The following is a 15,545-nucleotide window of genomic DNA, read 5'->3' on the forward strand; positions in this document are numbered from 1 at the left end:
CGCTCTATTCGAACACCACCCTGGTCTCGTTCCTGCCCACGATCTCAAACGGCGGCACGGCGGTGCTGATGCCCAAGTTCGACGTGAAGCAGTTCCTGGACCTGTCCGAAAAGCACCGCGCCACCCACGCCATGCTGGTGCCGGTGCAGTACCGTCGGCTGATGGAGTATCCCGATTTCGACAGGTACGACCTGTCCTCCTACCGGATGAAGTTCGCCACTTCGGCGCCCTTCTCGGCGCAACTGAAGCGCCAGGTGCTGGATCGCTGGCCGGGCGGGCTGGTGGAGTTCTACGGCATGACTGAAGGCGGTGGCTCCTGCGGCCTGCAGGCGCACGAGTTCCCCGACAAGCTGCACACCGTCGGCCGGCCCCTGCCGGGCCACGACATTCGCCTCATTGGGGAAGACGGCCGGGAAGTCGCGCAGGGCGAGGTCGGCGAGGTGATTGGCCGATCCGGGGCGATGATGGTCGGTTATCACAACCAGCCGGGGAAGACCTCGGAATCCGAGTGGTACAGCCCGGACGGCCTGCGCTTCATCCGCACCGGCGACGTGGGCCGGTTCGACGAGGACGGCTTCCTGACGCTCATGGACCGTAAGAAGGACATGATCATCTCGGGCGGCTTCAACATCTATCCGTCGGACCTGGAAGCCGAGATCGTCCAACACGAGTCGGTGCTGGAAGCCGCCGTGGTCGGGGTGCTGTCAGATAAGTGGGGTGAGACCCCAGTAGCGTTCGTGGCCCTGAAGCCTGACCAGACGATCACCCCGGACGCGCTCAAGGATTGGGTCAACGCCAAGCTTGGCAAGACCCAGCGCCTGGCCGATCTGCAACTGGTCGACCAACTGCCACGCAGCCATATCGGCAAGGTGCTCAAGCGCGAACTGCGCGACGCCTACAAGGGGCCCGCCACCGCATGAGCCAGATCTCCGTCGCCGACCTCTGCGACCAGCATGAGGGAACCATCGAGGTCTGCGAGACTCAGTTTCGCGACCTTGGCGGCAAGATCGCCTTCTCCGGCCCGATCCGTACTGTCCGCTGCCATGAGGACAATTCGGTGGTGAAGGCCACCTTGGCCACGCCCGGAAAGGGCTGCGTCCTGGTGGTCGACGGCGGCGGCTCGCTGCACCGCGCCCTGGTCGGCGACATGCTGGCCGCCGACGGGGTCAAGAACGGCTGGGCCGGAGTCGTGGTGTTCGGAGCGGTCCGTGACGCCGCCGTGCTCGCCACCCTCGACCTCGGCGTCAAGGCGCTGGGGACCAACCCCATGCGCAGCGTCAAGCGCGGCGAGGGCGTCCTGGACACCCCCGTGGCGTTCGGCGGCGTGATCTTCACGCCAGGCGACACCCTCTTCGCCGACGAAGACGGGATCGCGGTCCTGGCCGCCAGCGCTTGATCTGAAGGAGGCCTTGATGGCCGACGTCTTTCCGCCCTTGGGCGACAACCCCGTCGCCGATCTCAACGCCATGCAGGAAGGTTTCCTGCCGGGCGAGCTTGGCCTGGAAGTGCTGGAGGCCCGTCAGGGCTTTCTGCGTAGCCAGATGAAGGTCGCCAAGAAGCACATGGCGCCCAATGGCTTCATGCACGCGGCCAGCGTCATCGCCCTGCTGGATTCGGCGGCCGGCTACGGCTGCCGAATCTCGCTGCCGGAGGGCGGCTCGGGCTTCACCACCATCGAGCTGAAGAGCAATTTCCTTGGCACGGCGCGGGAGGGCGACACCGTCGTGTGCGAGGCGCGGATGGCCCACGGCGGCCGTATGACCCAGGTCTGGGACGCCGTGGCGACCCACCAGGAGAGCGGCAAGACCATCGCCCTGTTCCGCTGCACCCAGATGGTTCTCTATCCCCGTTGAAAAACAACAAAACACCCGCTTGATCTGGAGGAGCCGGATGAGTAGGTTCCGCGCCTCGCTCAGCGGGCCCTCTCTTCAAAGGCCCGACGTCGTCTCTGGAGAGGTGGCTGAGTGGTCGAAAGCACCGCACTCGAAATGCGGCGTACCTTTACGGGTACCGTGGGTTCGAATCCCACCCTCTCCGCCATAGACGCCCAAGGGCCTGACCTTTCTGAAAAATTTCAAGGTCGCGACAGCGGGCCGCGCTGCCCGGACGTTGAAGTGTCGCGCCCGTTCCCCTAAGTAAGCCGCGCGAGGACGCCCTCCCCCGACATGGGTTAGAAGCACCGGGACGGCCCGGCCTTTATAGGAGGGCTGGCATGCCCTGGATTTTGCTTGTCTCGGCCGGACTGCTCGAGATTGTCTGGGCCTATTTCATGAAGCAGTCGCAAGGCTTCACGCGTCTGGCGCCCACGCTCATCACGCTCACCACCATGATCGCCAGCTTTGGCCTGTTGTCGATGGCGATGCGGACCCTGCCGCTAGGCACGGCCTATACGATCTGGACCGGCATCGGCGCGGTCGGGGCCTTCGTGGTCGGCGTCGTCGTGCTGGGCGAGCAGCTCAGCCTGATGCGGGTGCTGGCCGCGGTGCTGATCGTGTCGGGCCTGGTGATGATGAAGCTGTCGTCCTCGCACTAGGTTTGGGCGGGCCGCCGCCTGCAAATTCGGCGGCCTGCCTGACCGCGCCCCTTGCGGCCGGGGCCGCTGCGCGGGCATGGGAAGGGCATGAAGCAAGTCATCGTCGTCAATCAGGCGCTGAACCTGCCGCCCGGCAAGCTGGCGGCTCAGGTCGCCCACGCGGCCGTCGGCGGGCTGCTGCGCGCGCCGCGCGAGCAGCAGATGGGCTGGCTGGACGTCGGCATGCCCAAGGTGGTGCTGCGCTGCGAGTCCGAGGCCGCCCTGTTGGAGTTGGCGGACCAGGCCGAGGCGGCGGGCCTGCCGGTCATGCTGATCCGTGACGCCGGCCGCACGGTGGTGGAGGCCGGCACCCCGACCTGCGTCGGCATCGGGCCGGCCGACATTCTCAAGATTGACGCGATCACCGGCGCGTTGAAGTTGGTGAGGTAGAGATATGGTCCATTCGACAAGGCGGGGCACCGGCATCATCGGCACGGTGGAGAAGCCGCTGGAGGCCGTGACCTTCGAGGCCTCGATCGAGCACAGCGCCACGGCGCTGCTGAGCTTCATCGGCAAGATTCGCGCGATCAGCGGAGCCAGCCTCGCTGACTATGTCGGTCAGAACATGGTCCTGGAGATCGACGGCGGTCCGGCGCTCGGCGTGGTCATCGTCCACATCGAGGGCGATGACGCGGTGATCAATCTGTCGCCACGCTAATCATCGGGCTGGTGCCCGAGGCGAAAAACGCTTTTCCGCCGGCGCCAATTCATGGCCCGTTGTCGCCTAGTGAAGTAACGGGGGGAGTGATGAGCGTTTCGAAGTTCCTGGCGGCCATGAGCGTGGCCGGCCTGATGTGCACGGCCGCGCCGGCGGCCCTGGCCCAGACCTATTCGGCCTCCGCCGTCTCAGCCTTGAAGACCAAGGCCGAGGCTGGCGTCGAAGCCCGCGCCAAGCTCGCCCAGCAGATGAACGACTCGATCTTCTCGTTCGGCGAGCTGGCGTTCCAGGAGGTCGAGACCTCCAAGTACGTCACCGATGTCCTGGAGAAGAACGGCTTCACCATCCAGCGTGGCGTGGCGGGCCTGCCGACCGGCTGGACGGCGACCTGGACTCATGGCCAGGGCGGCCCGGTCATCGTGCTGGGCAGCGACATCGACGGCATCCCGAAGGCTTCGCAAAAGCCTGGCGTGCCCTGGCACGACCCGCTGATCGAGGGCGCGCCGGGCCATGGCGAGGGGCACAATTCGGGCCAGGCCCTGAACGTCGTCGCCGCCCTGGCGGTCAAGGAGATCATGGAACGGGACAACATCCCCGGGACCTTGATGCTGTGGCCGGGGGTGGCCGAGGAACTGCTCGGCGGCAAGGCCTACATGGTCCGCGACGGGGTGTTCAAAGGCGCCGACGTGGCGATCTTCACCCATGTGGGCTCTAACCTCGCCACCGCCTGGGGCCAGCCGCGCGGCACTGGCCTGGTCTCGGTGGAATACAGCTTCAAGGGCGCCTCGGCCCACTCGGCCGGCGCGCCGTGGCGCGGGCGCAGCGCGCTGGACGCGGTCGAGCTGATGAACATGGGCTGGAACATGCGCCGCGAACATCTGCGGCCCGAGCAGCGCTCGCACTACGTCATCACCGATGGCGGCGACCAGCCCAACGTCGTGCCTTCGGTGGCGAGCGTCTGGTATTATTTCCGCGAGCAATCCTTCGACGGCATCAAGAAGAGCTATGAGATCGGCAACACGATCGCGCAGGCCGCGGCCAAGATGACCGACACGGCCGTCACCCACAGGGTGCTCGGTTCGGCCGCCCCCCAGCACTTCAACCGTCCGCTGGCCGAGGCCGCCAAGGCCAATATCGACAAGGTCGGCCTGCCGAAGTGGACCGCGGACGAACAGGCCTTCGCCAAGGCGGTGCAGAAGAACCTCGGCGCGCCGGAGAAGGGGCTGGCGACCCAACTCGATAAGCTGGCCACGCCGGTCGAGAAGCCCGAGAGCGGCGGCTCGGACGATATCGGCGACATCTCCTGGACCCTGCCGACCGTGTCCATCTACTACCCGGCCAATATCCCCGAACTGCCCGGCCACCACTGGTCGAACGCCATCTCCATGGCTACGCCCGTCGCCCACAAGGGCGTGGTCGCCGGCTCCAAGGTGGTGGCCATGACCATGGTCGATGTGCTCACCCGGCCGGATCTGCGCGCCCAGGCCAAGGACTACTTCGTCAAGGTCCAGACCAAGGATCAAAAGTACGTCCCGATGCTGGCCGCGACCGACAAGCCGCCGATCGAGATCAATACCGAGGTGATGGCCAAGTACCGGCCTGAAATGCGGAAATACTATTACGACCAGGATCGATACCCGACCTATCTGGAGCAACTCGGCATCAAGTGGCCGCCGACTGAGCTGTCGCCGCCAGCCGGCGCCAAGGTCGATTGAACGACGAGCGTCGATCTGGCGCCCGGCTGATGCGCAAACGGCCGTGGCGGCCCATTTCCGCCACGAGCCGCCCTCAGGCTCCGCGCACCTAATGGAGGACACCTATGCGCTTCACACGCCTCTTCATCACCGCCGGCGTCGTTCTGGCCGGTTCGGCCACCATGGCCTCGGCCGCCGAGGGCCGCTTCATCCATCCGGCCGACACCAGCAAGGACGACCGGATCAGCAAGGCTGAATGGGTGGCCTACAAGCTGCCCGCTGCGGACTTCGCCGTCGCCGACAAGAACAAGGACGGTCTGATCGACGGCCCCGAATTCGTCGCTTGGGACACCGCCCAAAAGGCCAAGCACGCCGGGCACTAGCCGGGAACTAGGCCAAGGCCTGCTCAAGATCGGCGATCAGGTCATCGGCGTCCTCGATTCCCACCGACAGCCGGATCAGGCTGTCGGCGATGCCGATGCGGTTGCGCGTCTCCGCCGGGATCGAGGCGTGGGTCATGATCGCCGGATGCTCGATCAGGCTTTCTACCCCGCCCAGGCTCTCAGCCAGGGTGAACAGGCGCGTGCGTTCCAGCATCCGCCGTGTCCCAGCCAGGTCGCGGTCCAGCACCGCCGAAATCATCCCGCCAAAGCCGCCAGTCATCTGCCGGCGGGCCAGTTCATGCTGCGGATGGCTTGGCAGGCCTGGATAGATCACCTGGACAATGTCGGATCGGCCCTCCAGCCATTGAGCGATCTTCAAGCCGTTCTCGCAGTGGCGCTGCATGCGCAGGGCCAGGGTCTTCACCCCGCGCAGCGCCAGGAACGAGTCGAAGGGGGAGGCCACGGCCCCCACCGCGTTCTGAAGGAAGCCCACGGTCTCGGCCAGTTCGGCGTTCTGGCCCACCACCAGGCAACCGCCGACGATGTCGGAGTGGCCGGAGATGTATTTTGTGGTCGAGTGCATCACCAGGTCGAAGCCGAACTCCAGCGGACGCTGGCAATAGGGGCTGGCGAAGGTGTTATCGGCGGCGGCGATCAGGCCGTGCTGCTTGGCCAGCGCCGCGATCTCCGCCAGGTCCGCCAGCCGCAGCAGCGGATTGGTCGGCGTCTCCACCCAGATAAGTTTGGTGTTGGGCCTGATCGCCGCCTCGATGGCGGCCAGATCGGCCATGTCGACGAAGCTGAACTCCAGCCCGGCCGAGCGCTTTCGCACCTTGTCGAACAGCCGGAACGAACCGCCGTAGAGGTCCTCGCTGGCGATCACGTGGTCGCCGGCGTCCAGCACTTCCAGGAAGGTCGAGATCGCCGCCAGGCCCGAGGCGAAGGCGTAGCCTTGCGTCCCGCTTTCCAGGTCCGCGACCGCGCGCTCGAAGGCGAACCGCGTCGGGTTTTGGCTGCGTGAATACTCGAACCCCTTGTGCTCGCCGGGGCTCGCCTGAGCGTAGGTCGAGGTGGCGTAGATCGGGGTGATCACCGCGCCGGTGGTCGGGTCTGGCCATTGGCCGCCGTGGATGGCCCGCGTGGAGAATTCCAGGCGGTTCTTTCCCGTGGGGGTCTCGTCGGTCACGCTGCGCGCCTGAGATAGTTGATGAGGTCGATGCGGGTGATCAGCCCGACGAATTCACGGCCATCCAAGACGATGGCCACCTGATCCTTCTCGAAGACCGGCAACAGGGCGTCCAATGGATCGCCGGCCTGCAGGGTGTCCAGCTTGGCGGTCATGGCGGTGGCGACGTTCTGGGCGAACCGCTTGTCGGGCTTCGAGTCCTCGACGGCTTCCAGCAGGTCGCTCTCGTCGATCAGGCCGATCAGCCGCCCGCCGTCCAGCACCGGCAACTGGCTGACATCGGCCTGGCGCATGCGGTTGTAGGCGGTGAGCAAGGTGTCATCGGGGCCAACTGTGACCGCGCCGCCGTCGGCCGGCGAGCGGGCGATCAGGTCGCGCAGGTCGCCGTGCAGATTGCGCTGGGTCAGGCCCTGCTCGACTAGCCAGCTGTCGTTGTAGACCTTCGACAGGTACTTGGCGCCCGTGTCGCACACCAGGGTCACGACCCGCTGCGGCGCGGTCTGCTCGCGGCAATAGCGTAGCGCGCCGGCCAGCAAGGTCCCCGAGGACGAGCCGCCGAGGATGCCCGCCCGGGTCAGCAGCTCGCGCGCCGCGCCGATGCTCTCCGCGTCCGGGATTGTGTAGGCCTTGGAGACCAGGGAAAGGTCGCAGTTGGTCGGCACGAAATCCTCGCCGATGCCCTCGACCACCCAAGAGCCGGGCTCGATCAGTTCACCGGTGTTGACCAGGGGCGCTAGGATCGACCCCTGTGGATCGGCTAGCACCATCTTGGTCTTGGGCGAGGCTTCGGCGAAATAGCGGCCCAGGCCCGTGAGCGTGCCCCCGGACCCGACCCCGACCACCACGGCGTCCAGGTCGCCCTCCATCTGCTCCAGGATCTCCGGGCCGGTGGTGGTCTGGTGCGCCTTCGGATTGGCTGGGTTGGCGAACTGGTTGATGAAGATCGCGCCGGGCATCGCCGCGGCCAGCCGCTCGGCCATGTCCTGGTAGTATTCGGGGTGACCCTTGCCGACGTCGGAGCGTGTGATGCGGACATCGACGCCCATGGCCCGCAGGTGCTGGATCTTCTCGCGGCTCATCTTGTCGGGAACCACCAGCAGGATCTTGTAGCCCTTCAGCACGCCGACCTGCGCTAGGCCGAGGCCGGTGTTGCCGGCGGTGGCCTCGACGATGGTCCCGCCGGGCTTCAGCGAGCCGTCGGCCTCGGCCGCCTCGATCATCGAGCGGGCGATGCGGTCCTTGATCGAGCCGCCGGGATTGGCGCTCTCCAGCTTCACGAACAGCCGGCAGGGGCCGGTTCCGAACCCGGTCAGCTCCACCATCGGAGTGCGGCCGATCAAGTCCAGGGCCGAGGCGGCCGGCGGCGGCAGCGGGGGGGCGGGTCGTGGCATCAGTGGCGGCTCCATGCGGTCGCAGACGGAAACGCCTGGGGTCGGTTTCCGCGCCATGCACGCCAACATATGGGCGAATTTCCTGGGGCGCATAAACACAACGGCGTTCTTTGGTCGTCAAACCGACTTGGCTGCGGGAAATGGCGCCTAGCGGCTGCGCCGTTGGACTAGGCGCACGGCCTCGCCGTCGCTAAATCGGTCGCCATGGCCAAGACGACACCTGCGACGCTGGCCCTGGATAAGGCGGGCGTCGCCTATGAACTGCATACCTATGACTATGACCCGGACGCGCCGCGTGTCGGACTTCAGGCGGCGGAAAGTCTCGGCGTCGCGCCTGACCAGGTGCTCAAAACCCTGATGGCCCAGGTCGACGGCAAGCCGGTCTGCGCCGTGCTCGCCTCTGATCAGGAGGTGGCGATGAAGAAACTGGCCGCCGCGGTCGGCGGCAAGACCGCCCAGATGATGAAGCCCGCTGACGCCGAGCGTATCACCGGATACCGGGTCGGCGGGGTTAGCCCGTTTGGCCAGAAGCGCGCCGTTCCCACGGTGATCGACGAGGCCGCGTTGGCTCATGAAAAGGTCTTCATCAACGGCGGCCAGCGTGGCCTCCAGGCTCGCCTCGCGCCGTCCGATCTGGTCACGGCGCTACACGCGAAGGTCGTCGCCCTGACCTGATAGCCATTGCATGCCTCGCCGTATCCAGCGTTAAGTTAGCAACGATAACTTTGGTCGGTCTGCGAGGGTGATCCCCAATATGCGCGGGGTTGTTTCGGCATCTTTGAACGGGGCGGGGTCATGACGCCCGCGACCGCCGAGCGCCGGCGCAATTACCATGTCGGCAATGTTCGCGGACAACTTTTGGTTGCGGCTCGCGACATTCTCCACGAAAGCGGTCGTGGCGGGCTGTCGCTGCGGGCCATCGCCGACCGTGCAGGCGTCGCGCCGGGCACCGTCTACTATCACTACGCCGACAAGGCGGCCTTGCTGTCGGGGCTGGCGATCGACGGGTTCCGCCAACTCGCCGACGCCATGCGCGAGGCCTATGACGCTGGGCCCCCTGACGGCGGCCTGCGCACAACCGGCATGGCCTATCTGAACTTCCTGCGTGAAAAGCCCGAGCTATACGAGTTGATGTACGACGCGCTCGACGAGGGCCGCCGTGAGGATGTGACCGCCGCCGAGGCCGAGGCCTTCGCCGTCCTGCGCCAAGCGATCATGGCTGAGTTCGCCGCGGTGCATCCGCCAGAGGTGGCGCACAAGATCGCCGAGGCGATCTGGGCCTGGGGGCGGGGCATCGCGGTGGTGGCGCTTTCGCGGGGCGACAGGGGGTGTGGGCCCAAGGATGAGGCCGTCGAATCGGCCGTTCGCGGCCTGGAGGCCTTGATCCTCCGCCGGTAGGACGATTGGCGTTTCACCCAATCGTTCTATGTTTTCCTAAGCTTAGCCTTTTCGCGTTTGGAGACGACCGCGACCCTTTCGCCACAACGGCTGGCAAAGTGGGCGGCTATAATTTTTCTATCTATTCGAACGCCGTTCGAGACTTCCAGTTTGATCCATCAAGTACACACGACGGGCGACATAACGCCCGCGTCTGGCTGGGAGGTAAAACATGATCCAACCCCTGCGTTTGCGCAGTATTTTCGTTATGGGCGCGTCCGTCGCCGCCCTTTCCGCGGCCGCCGCGCCTGCCATGGCCCAGGACGCCTTCACAATTGAAGAGCTGGTCGTCACCGCTGAAAAGCGGGAGCAAAGCCTTCAGGACGTGCCGGTCGCCGTCACCGCCTTCACCAGCGAAAAGCGCGACCTTCTAGGCGTCGCCACTGTTGAAGACCTGGCGCGGGTCACGCCCAGCGTCGCCTACACCAACAACGACCGTCTCTCGATCCGTGGCTTCGGCCGCCTGACCAACGCCATCGGGACCGATCCCAGCGTTGCGCTCTATTCGGACGGCATCTTCTCCAACTCGATGGCCGATAGCTCGACGCCGTCGCTGTTCATCGAACGGACGGAAATCCTACGCGGCCCGCAAGGCACGCTGTATGGCCGTAACTCCATCGGCGGCGCGCTGAACATCATCGGCAAGCGTCCCACCGACGAATTCGACGCCGAGGTTCGCGCCGCGGTCGGCAATTACGGCGCTCACCGCTTCGACGCCATGGTTCGTGGTCCGATCGCCGAGGGCCTGCGCTATCTGGTCGGCGGCTCGGTTGAGCGTCGCGACCAAGGCTTCATCAAGAACGAGGGCCCCGGCGGCGACACCGGCGGTCTCGAGCGCTACACCTTCGAAGCTCAGATCGAAGCGGACCTGGGCGACAACATCACCGCCCGCCTGCGCTATACGAAGTTCGATTGGGACGACAGCTACGGCGTCGGCAACATCTTTGAGAGCGTGATCACGCCGTACGACACTGTGTCGGCGACTGGTCTTGGCAACTCGGCGCTCTACTACAACCCGACCAACGGCTACGCCGGCGTGAACCCGTCCGTCGCTGATCCCTATCGGATCAACATGGACCAGACGATGGAGGGCAAGCTCTCCAACCACAACCGTCTGCACTTCGACATGACCTGGGACCTGGGCTTCGCCACCCTGAAGTATCTGGCGGGCTATCAGTCCTACAGCTATCAAACCAATGGCGATGAGGACCGTTCGTCCCGCCAGGGTCTGTTCAACATCAACGCCGCGACCCCGTTCGGCGCCTACACCGCGGTCGGCGTTTCGCCGAACGAGCGCTTCTTCTACACGGAGAACCAGAAGTGGTGGTCGAACGAGATCAACCTGTCGTCCAACTCGGACGGCGCGGTTCACTGGATCGCCGGCCTCTATCAATACCATCAGCAGTACAGCCAGCCGCAGGGCCTGCGCGTTCTGGGCGACGCCTCGATGCTCACCCCGATCAGCCTGGCCACCGGCACGGCCGCCGCCGCCAACCCGAACGGCAACTACCTGTTCGTCGACGGCACGCTGGAAGTGAACTCCTACGCCGCCTTCGGTCAGATCGACTGGGAGTTCGCAGAGAACTTCACCCTGACCGCCGGTCTGCGCTACTCGACTGACGAAAAAGAGGGCACCGACTCGGCTCGCTATGTTTCGCGTAGCCCGACCACCACCACGCTGCTGCGTCAGTTCGCCAATATTCCGCAGGCCGTCGGCCAAGGCATCGCCGTCGATTTCACCACCTTCGTCATCTGCGGCGTGGCGACCCTGGCCGATTGCCAGAAGAACCCGGCCTACGCCAACCTGCGCGCGGGCCAGAACGGAACGCTCACCCGCGACCTGAAGGCGGACTACGACGCCTGGACCGGCACCCTGGGCGTGCAATGGCAGCCGAGCAGCGACACCAACGCCTACGCCCGCTACAGCCGCGGCTACAAGTCGGGTGGTTGGCTGGCCTCGAACGGCCTGACGCCGCAGCCCTACGCCGATCCGGAATATGTCGATAACTACGAAGTCGGCTTGAAGCAGACCATGCTCAACGGTCGCCTGCAGGTGAACTCGGCGATCTTCTACGCTGACTACAAGGGCTTCCAGGCCCCGATCAGCGTGATCCTGAACGCCGCGACCGGCTCGACCGGCACGCAGTTCCTGAACCTCGACGCCCGCAACTGGGGTGTTGAGCTTGAGGCTCAGTGGGCGCCGATCGACAACCTGCTGATCTTCGGCAGCTACGCCTATCTGAACGCCGAGATCAAAGAAGGTTGCTGCTTCGTCGACACCAACGACCCGCGCGCCGTGCAGCCGGGCGCCAATCCGGTTGGCCCGGTTGGCCCGGCTCGCCTGCAAGACCTGGTCGGCAACCGCCTGCCGATGACGCCTGAGAACAAGATCAACCTAGGCGCCAACTACACCTTCGACTTCTCGCCAGGCAATCTGACGCTCGGCGCCACCTACACCTACACTGACGAGCAGCAGACCTCGATCTTCGGCCAGGCGAACTACACCGCCCCGTCGAACGAGATCGTCGATTTCCGCGCGCTCTGGAAGGACGCCGGCGACCGCTACACGATCATCGGTTTCGTGAAGAACGCCTTCGACGAAGTCGCCTATCAGAGCTCGACTCCGTCGGCCCTGACCGCGAACAACACCTATCGTCGAACCGTGAAGCTGAACTTCCCGCGCACCTACGGCGTGGAATTCCAGTACCGCTTCTAAGGGCGACAGCTCTTTGATCGACTGGGCGCCGCGGGAAACCGCGGCGCCCTTTTCGTTTCGGCCGCCCGGTTTGCGGCTTCTCTGAGGGATATCCGATGCTCAACCGTCTTGGCGTCATCACCATCGCCTTGTTCGTCGCGGCCGCCGCGCCCGGCGCGCTGGCCCAGCAACCGGCCGTCGCCTCCGTCCAGCCGGCGCCGCCAGAGCGTTTGAGCTCTGAGATCGAGGCGTTCGCGGCCCAGGATCGGGCCGCCCCGCCCAAGGCCTGCGAGCTCGTCTTCACCGGGTCGTCCTCGGTGCGATTTTGGCGAACGCTGGATGAGGACCTGGCCCCGATCCCGGTGATCAACCGGGGCTTTGGCGGCTCGCAGATCTCGGATGTGAATTTCTATTTCGACCGGGTGGTCGGCCCGTATCGCCCTCGCGCGATCTTCTTCTATGCCGGCGAAAACGACCTGCACGCCGGAAAAAGCCCGGAAGCGGTGGTCGCTGACTTCCAGCAGTTCATGACGTTGAAGACCGAGAAGCTCGGCGCGACGCCGGTCTATTTCATCTCGCTGAAACCGTCGAAGGCGCGCCTCAATCAGAAAGCCGCGCAGGACGCTGTGAACGCCAAGATCCGCGAGATGGCGCACGCCCGCGCGGACCTGGACTATGTCGATGTCGTGCCGACGATGCTGGAGGCGGGCGGGGCGCCAAAGGACATCTTTATCGCCGATGGCCTGCATATGACGCCGGCCGGCTACGCGCTCTGGACCGCCGTCGTGCGCCCGGTGGCGGAGACGGCGGCCAAGATCCCCTGTGGCTAGCCCAACGAGGAGCGCAGCATCCAGACGTGTTTCTCATGGGCGGTGAGGCGATCTGAAATCAGGCTCGCGCTGACCTCGTCGCCGGCCTCCTGCGCGCTCGGCAGCGCCGCGTAGAGCGTGGCGATCAGGGTTTCGTGGCTCTCGATCAGATCATTGAGCATGGCCTCGGCGTTCTTGGTCGGGTCGCCGTCCTTGATCGCCGACAGATTTCCAAACGCGCCGTAACCCTGCGGGGCCAGTTCGCCCAGGGCGCGGATGCGCTCGGCGACTTCGTCGATGGCGGTCCACATCTCGGTGTACTGCGCCATGAACAGCGTGTGTAGCTGCGAGAAGTTCGGGCCCCGGACATTCCAGTGATAGCCGTGGGTCTTCAGATAGACCGCATAGCTGTCAGCCAACAGCTTCGACAGGCCGTCGGCGACCGCCTTGCGATCCTTTGCACTGGGTCCAGTGTTCACGCTCATCTCATAGCTCCCATTCTCAAGCTTCGACGCTCGCCATGCGAACGTCCCGCGATGAAATTCCCTTGGCCGCGATCCGCGCCCAAACCCGCTCGTGGACGACGAAGGCCATGGTCTGGAAAATCGGCTCGATCATCCCGATCGCCAGGGCCGCCCGCCAGTCGCGAGTTAGCGCGTAGGCTACCGTGATAGCTACCACGAGGTGCATCATACTGTAGCTGAACGTCTTCTTGGCGGTGTGCATCGTCCCAAACCAATTTGCGAATAAGTCGCAATATAATGTTCCAGGCCCCGATTGAAAGGGGCTCGGACATCAGAATTACGCTCGGAAACAGTGCCGTGGCTTATCGCTTGGCGCCGGGAGCATTTCGCTTATCGTCGTTCACCTGACCGCCCGACAGAGGCGGCGTGGGAGGACAAGCGATGAAGTTCACCTGGTTCAACCTGATGCCATGGCCGTATCTGCCGGACGATTTCCGGGAGAAGAACCGGTCGGTCTGGGTCGATATCGACCAGCGCCTATTCGACCCGGCCAAGAGCCATGAAGTGTACAACACCTATATGGACCTGCTTGAATACGCCGACACGCTCGGCTTCGACGGGGTCGGGGTGAACGAGCATCACCAGAACGGCTATGGCATCATGCCGTCCCCCAACATCATCGCCGCGGGATTGGCGCGCCGCACGAAGAACGCCGCCATCGTGGTGCTGGGCAACTCCATCGCGCTCTATAATCCGCCGGTCCGGGTGGCCGAGGAATTCGCCATGCTGGACTGCATCTCCGGCGGGCGGCTGGTGGCGGGGTTCCCGGTCGGGACCTCGATGGACACCAACTACTGCTACGGCCAGATTCCGTCCCTGACGCGCGAGAAGTACCAGGAAGCCCACGACCTGATCATCAAGGCCTGGACCACCCGCGACCCATTCGCCTGGAACGGTCGCTACAACAAGCTGCGGCACGTCAACATCTGGCCGCGCCCGATCCAGCAGCCGCATCCCCCGGTGCACATCCCCGGTGGCGGTTCGGTCGAGACCTACGACTTCTGCATCGACAACACCTATTCGTACTCCTACCTCAGCTTCTCCGGCTACCTACGGGCCAAGGCCCTGATGCAGGGCTATTGGGACCGGGTGGAGGAGCGCGGCGCGCCTGACAAGTCGCCCTATCGCGCCGGGTTCGCCCAAACCATCCTGGTGGCCGAGACCGACGAAGAGGCCGAGCGGCTCTATTCCGAGCATGTCAGCTACTTCTACAATCGCTGCCTGCACGTCTATCCAGGCTTCGCCGACGCACCGGGCTATCGCACCATCAAGACCATCCAGTCCGGCGCGCTCTCGCAGTACGCCCCGCCCAAGGGCGGGGGCTACACCGAGCTGACCTGGAAGGATCTGGTCGAGCAAGGGCACATCATCGCCGGAAGCCCTGAAACCGTCCGTCAACGGATGGAAGACCTCATCAAGGGCCTGAACGTCGGCAACATCTTCTGCCTGATGCACGTCGGGAACATGCCGGCCGACAAGTGCATGTATTCGACCCGGCTGTTCGCCGAGAAGGTGATGCCCAAGCTGCGCAACATGTTCCCGGACTTCGCTGACGACGACCGGTTCTGGGCCAAGCCGCTGGAAAACCGGGTCACCTCCGGTTCGCTGCCGGGCGAGTTCCCGACCAGCGCCTCGCTCGCCAAGACCTACGCCTAAGGGAGGGGGAAACATGGAACTGAAAACCGTCCAGACCCGTCACGTCCCGGTCCGCTACTTCGAAGGCGGGACCGGTCCCGACATGGTCTATCTGCACGGCGCTGGCGGCGTCACGGCGGAGGATCCGTTCCTCGCCGCCCTGGCCGCCAAGCATCATGTCTACGCCCCCTTGATCCCAGGCTATGGGGACAGCGAGGAAGCGCCGACCATCCGCGACATGCTGGATTTCACCCTCCACACCTGGGACGTGGTCGAGGCGCTGGGCCTGAAGGATCCGATCCTGGTCGGCCATTCGATGGGCGGCATGATCGCCGCCGAGATGGCCGCCGTGGCCCCCAACGACGTCTCACGTCTGGCGCTGATTTGCCCGGCCGGCCTTTGGGACGACGACCACCCGATCGCCGACATCTTCTCGCTGCTGCCGTTCGAGATGCCGCAGATCCTGTTCCATGACGCGGTGGCTGGCGCGGCGATGATGACAGCGGGGCGCAATGTCGAGGACCCCAATTTCCTGCAGACCTATCTGGTCAACAACGCCCG

General features: G+C 65.0%; 18 protein-coding genes and 1 tRNA gene. 15 read left to right on the forward strand and 4 right to left on the reverse strand.

The features are described from left to right. The 9 genes from Q7T84_RS02315 to Q7T84_RS02355 form a co-directional block, all read left to right on the forward strand. On the forward strand, positions 1–920 hold a 920-nt coding region (locus Q7T84_RS02315; protein WP_304806027.1), incomplete at its 5' end, for a class I adenylate-forming enzyme family protein. After that, a complete protein-coding gene (rraA, locus tag Q7T84_RS02320) occupies positions 917–1,396 on the forward strand; it encodes a ribonuclease E activity regulator RraA (protein WP_304806028.1) in 480 nt (159 codons plus the stop codon). The genes Q7T84_RS02315 and rraA, both read left to right, overlap by 4 nt. A 16-nt stretch (positions 1,397–1,412) precedes the next feature. Beyond that, positions 1,413–1,853 (forward strand): PaaI family thioesterase, encoded by a 441-nt coding sequence (locus tag Q7T84_RS02325; protein ID WP_304806030.1) that lies wholly within the window; start codon positions 1,413–1,415, stop codon positions 1,851–1,853. Between the two features lie 97 nt (positions 1,854–1,950). Further along, positions 1,951–2,040, forward strand: a tRNA-Ser gene (locus Q7T84_RS02330). A 172-nt stretch (positions 2,041–2,212) separates the two neighbouring features. Continuing rightward, positions 2,213–2,533, forward strand: coding sequence for a multidrug efflux SMR transporter (locus Q7T84_RS02335; protein ID WP_304806032.1), 321 nt, complete (start codon positions 2,213–2,215; stop codon positions 2,531–2,533). Positions 2,534–2,620: 87 nt separating this feature from the next. Then, the gene (gene pth2 / locus Q7T84_RS02340) at positions 2,621–2,962 is read left to right on the forward strand and encodes an aminoacyl-tRNA hydrolase (RefSeq protein WP_304806034.1); all 342 of its coding nucleotides are present in this window, start codon (positions 2,621–2,623) and stop codon (positions 2,960–2,962) included. A 4-nt stretch (positions 2,963–2,966) separates the two neighbouring features. Further along, positions 2,967–3,230: a hypothetical protein gene (locus Q7T84_RS02345; protein WP_304806035.1), complete on the forward strand. Its 264-nt coding sequence runs from the start codon at positions 2,967–2,969 to the stop codon at positions 3,228–3,230. 134 nt (positions 3,231–3,364) lie between these two features. Next, a complete protein-coding gene (locus Q7T84_RS02350; protein WP_370653607.1) occupies positions 3,365–4,945 on the forward strand; it encodes an amidohydrolase in 1,581 nt (526 codons plus the stop codon). A 104-nt stretch (positions 4,946–5,049) separates the two neighbouring features. Beyond that, positions 5,050–5,307 carry a hypothetical protein gene (locus Q7T84_RS02355; protein WP_304806036.1) on the forward strand — a complete coding sequence of 86 codons (258 nt, stop codon included), beginning with the start codon at positions 5,050–5,052 and terminating at the stop codon, positions 5,305–5,307. A 7-nt stretch (positions 5,308–5,314) separates the two neighbouring features. Here Q7T84_RS02355 and Q7T84_RS02360 read toward each other — a convergent pair whose 3' ends face one another. Together Q7T84_RS02360 and Q7T84_RS02365 are read right to left on the reverse strand one after the other, a co-directional pair. Further along, positions 5,315–6,493 carry a cystathionine gamma-synthase gene (locus tag Q7T84_RS02360; RefSeq protein WP_304806037.1) on the reverse strand — a complete coding sequence of 393 codons (1,179 nt, stop codon included), beginning with the start codon at positions 6,491–6,493 and terminating at the stop codon, positions 5,315–5,317. After that, complete coding sequence (locus tag Q7T84_RS02365) at positions 6,490–7,884, reverse strand: cystathionine beta-synthase (protein WP_304806038.1); 1,395 nt, start codon at positions 7,882–7,884, stop codon at positions 6,490–6,492. Before Q7T84_RS02365 ends, Q7T84_RS02360 begins: the two co-directional genes overlap by 4 nt. A gap of 204 nt (positions 7,885–8,088) precedes the next feature. Here Q7T84_RS02365 and ybaK point away from each other — a divergent pair, with 204 nt between their 5' ends. The 4 genes from ybaK (at position 8,089) to Q7T84_RS02385 (ending at position 12,846) form a co-directional block, all read left to right on the forward strand. After that, entirely contained in the window at positions 8,089–8,559 is a 471-nt protein-coding gene (gene ybaK, locus Q7T84_RS02370; protein ID WP_304806039.1) for a Cys-tRNA(Pro) deacylase, read from the forward strand. A 120-nt stretch (positions 8,560–8,679) separates the two neighbouring features. Then, positions 8,680–9,282: a TetR/AcrR family transcriptional regulator gene (locus Q7T84_RS02375; RefSeq protein ID WP_304806040.1), complete on the forward strand. Its 603-nt coding sequence runs from the start codon at positions 8,680–8,682 to the stop codon at positions 9,280–9,282. A gap of 211 nt (positions 9,283–9,493) precedes the next feature. Beyond that, entirely contained in the window at positions 9,494–12,037 is a 2,544-nt protein-coding gene (locus Q7T84_RS02380) for a TonB-dependent receptor (protein WP_304806041.1), read from the forward strand. Positions 12,038–12,132: 95 nt separating this feature from the next. Further along, complete coding sequence (locus Q7T84_RS02385) at positions 12,133–12,846, forward strand: GDSL-type esterase/lipase family protein (RefSeq protein ID WP_304806042.1); 714 nt, start codon at positions 12,133–12,135, stop codon at positions 12,844–12,846. Here the strand turns inward: Q7T84_RS02385 and Q7T84_RS02390 are convergent. Together Q7T84_RS02390 and Q7T84_RS02395 are read right to left on the reverse strand one after the other, a co-directional pair. Beyond that, entirely contained in the window at positions 12,843–13,310 is a 468-nt protein-coding gene (locus tag Q7T84_RS02390) for a Dps family protein (protein WP_304806043.1), read from the reverse strand. The two genes, Q7T84_RS02385 and Q7T84_RS02390, sit on opposite strands and share 4 nt — an antisense overlap. 16 nt (positions 13,311–13,326) lie before the next feature. Then, on the reverse strand, positions 13,327–13,551 hold the full coding sequence (locus tag Q7T84_RS02395; protein ID WP_304806044.1) for a DUF2061 domain-containing protein: 225 nt from the start codon (positions 13,549–13,551) through the stop codon (positions 13,327–13,329). 179 nt (positions 13,552–13,730) lie between these two features. Between Q7T84_RS02395 and Q7T84_RS02400 the strand changes: the two genes are divergently transcribed. Further along, a complete protein-coding gene (locus tag Q7T84_RS02400; protein ID WP_304806045.1) occupies positions 13,731–15,005 on the forward strand; it encodes an LLM class flavin-dependent oxidoreductase in 1,275 nt (424 codons plus the stop codon). A 13-nt stretch (positions 15,006–15,018) separates the two neighbouring features. After that, a partial coding sequence (locus Q7T84_RS02405) for an alpha/beta fold hydrolase (RefSeq protein WP_304806047.1) occupies positions 15,019–15,545 on the forward strand: 527 nt, incomplete at its 3' end.

It is taken from the genome of Phenylobacterium sp., from assembly GCF_030654915.1.
Lineage (GTDB): Bacteria > Pseudomonadota > Alphaproteobacteria > Caulobacterales > Caulobacteraceae > Phenylobacterium.

Bases quoted from the DNA above. Each gene is read 5' to 3' on its own strand.
- Q7T84_RS02355 (WP_304806036.1), top strand. From the start codon at position 5,050: ATGCGCTTCACACGCCTCTTCATCACCGCCGGCGTCGTTCTGGCCGGT.
- Q7T84_RS02385 (WP_304806042.1), top strand. From the start codon at position 12,133: ATGCTCAACCGTCTTGGCGTCATCACCATCGCCTTGTTCGTCGCGGCC.
- Q7T84_RS02345 (WP_304806035.1), top strand. From the start codon at position 2,967: ATGGTCCATTCGACAAGGCGGGGCACCGGCATCATCGGCACGGTGGAG.
- Q7T84_RS02325 (WP_304806030.1), top strand. From the start codon at position 1,413: ATGGCCGACGTCTTTCCGCCCTTGGGCGACAACCCCGTCGCCGATCTC.
- Q7T84_RS02335 (WP_304806032.1), top strand. From the start codon at position 2,213: ATGCCCTGGATTTTGCTTGTCTCGGCCGGACTGCTCGAGATTGTCTGG.
- Q7T84_RS02380 (WP_304806041.1), top strand. From the start codon at position 9,494: ATGATCCAACCCCTGCGTTTGCGCAGTATTTTCGTTATGGGCGCGTCC.
- pth2 (WP_304806034.1), top strand. From the start codon at position 2,621: ATGAAGCAAGTCATCGTCGTCAATCAGGCGCTGAACCTGCCGCCCGGC.
- ybaK (WP_304806039.1), top strand. From the start codon at position 8,089: ATGGCCAAGACGACACCTGCGACGCTGGCCCTGGATAAGGCGGGCGTC.
- Q7T84_RS02390 (WP_304806043.1), bottom strand. From the start codon at position 13,310: ATGAGCGTGAACACTGGACCCAGTGCAAAGGATCGCAAGGCGGTCGCC.
- Q7T84_RS02395 (WP_304806044.1), bottom strand. From the start codon at position 13,551: ATGCACACCGCCAAGAAGACGTTCAGCTACAGTATGATGCACCTCGTG.
- Q7T84_RS02365 (WP_304806038.1), bottom strand. From the start codon at position 7,884: ATGCCACGACCCGCCCCCCCGCTGCCGCCGCCGGCCGCCTCGGCCCTG.
- Q7T84_RS02375 (WP_304806040.1), top strand. From the start codon at position 8,680: ATGACGCCCGCGACCGCCGAGCGCCGGCGCAATTACCATGTCGGCAAT.
- Q7T84_RS02400 (WP_304806045.1), top strand. From the start codon at position 13,731: ATGAAGTTCACCTGGTTCAACCTGATGCCATGGCCGTATCTGCCGGAC.
- Q7T84_RS02350 (WP_370653607.1), top strand. From the start codon at position 3,365: ATGTGCACGGCCGCGCCGGCGGCCCTGGCCCAGACCTATTCGGCCTCC.
- rraA (WP_304806028.1), top strand. From the start codon at position 917: ATGAGCCAGATCTCCGTCGCCGACCTCTGCGACCAGCATGAGGGAACC.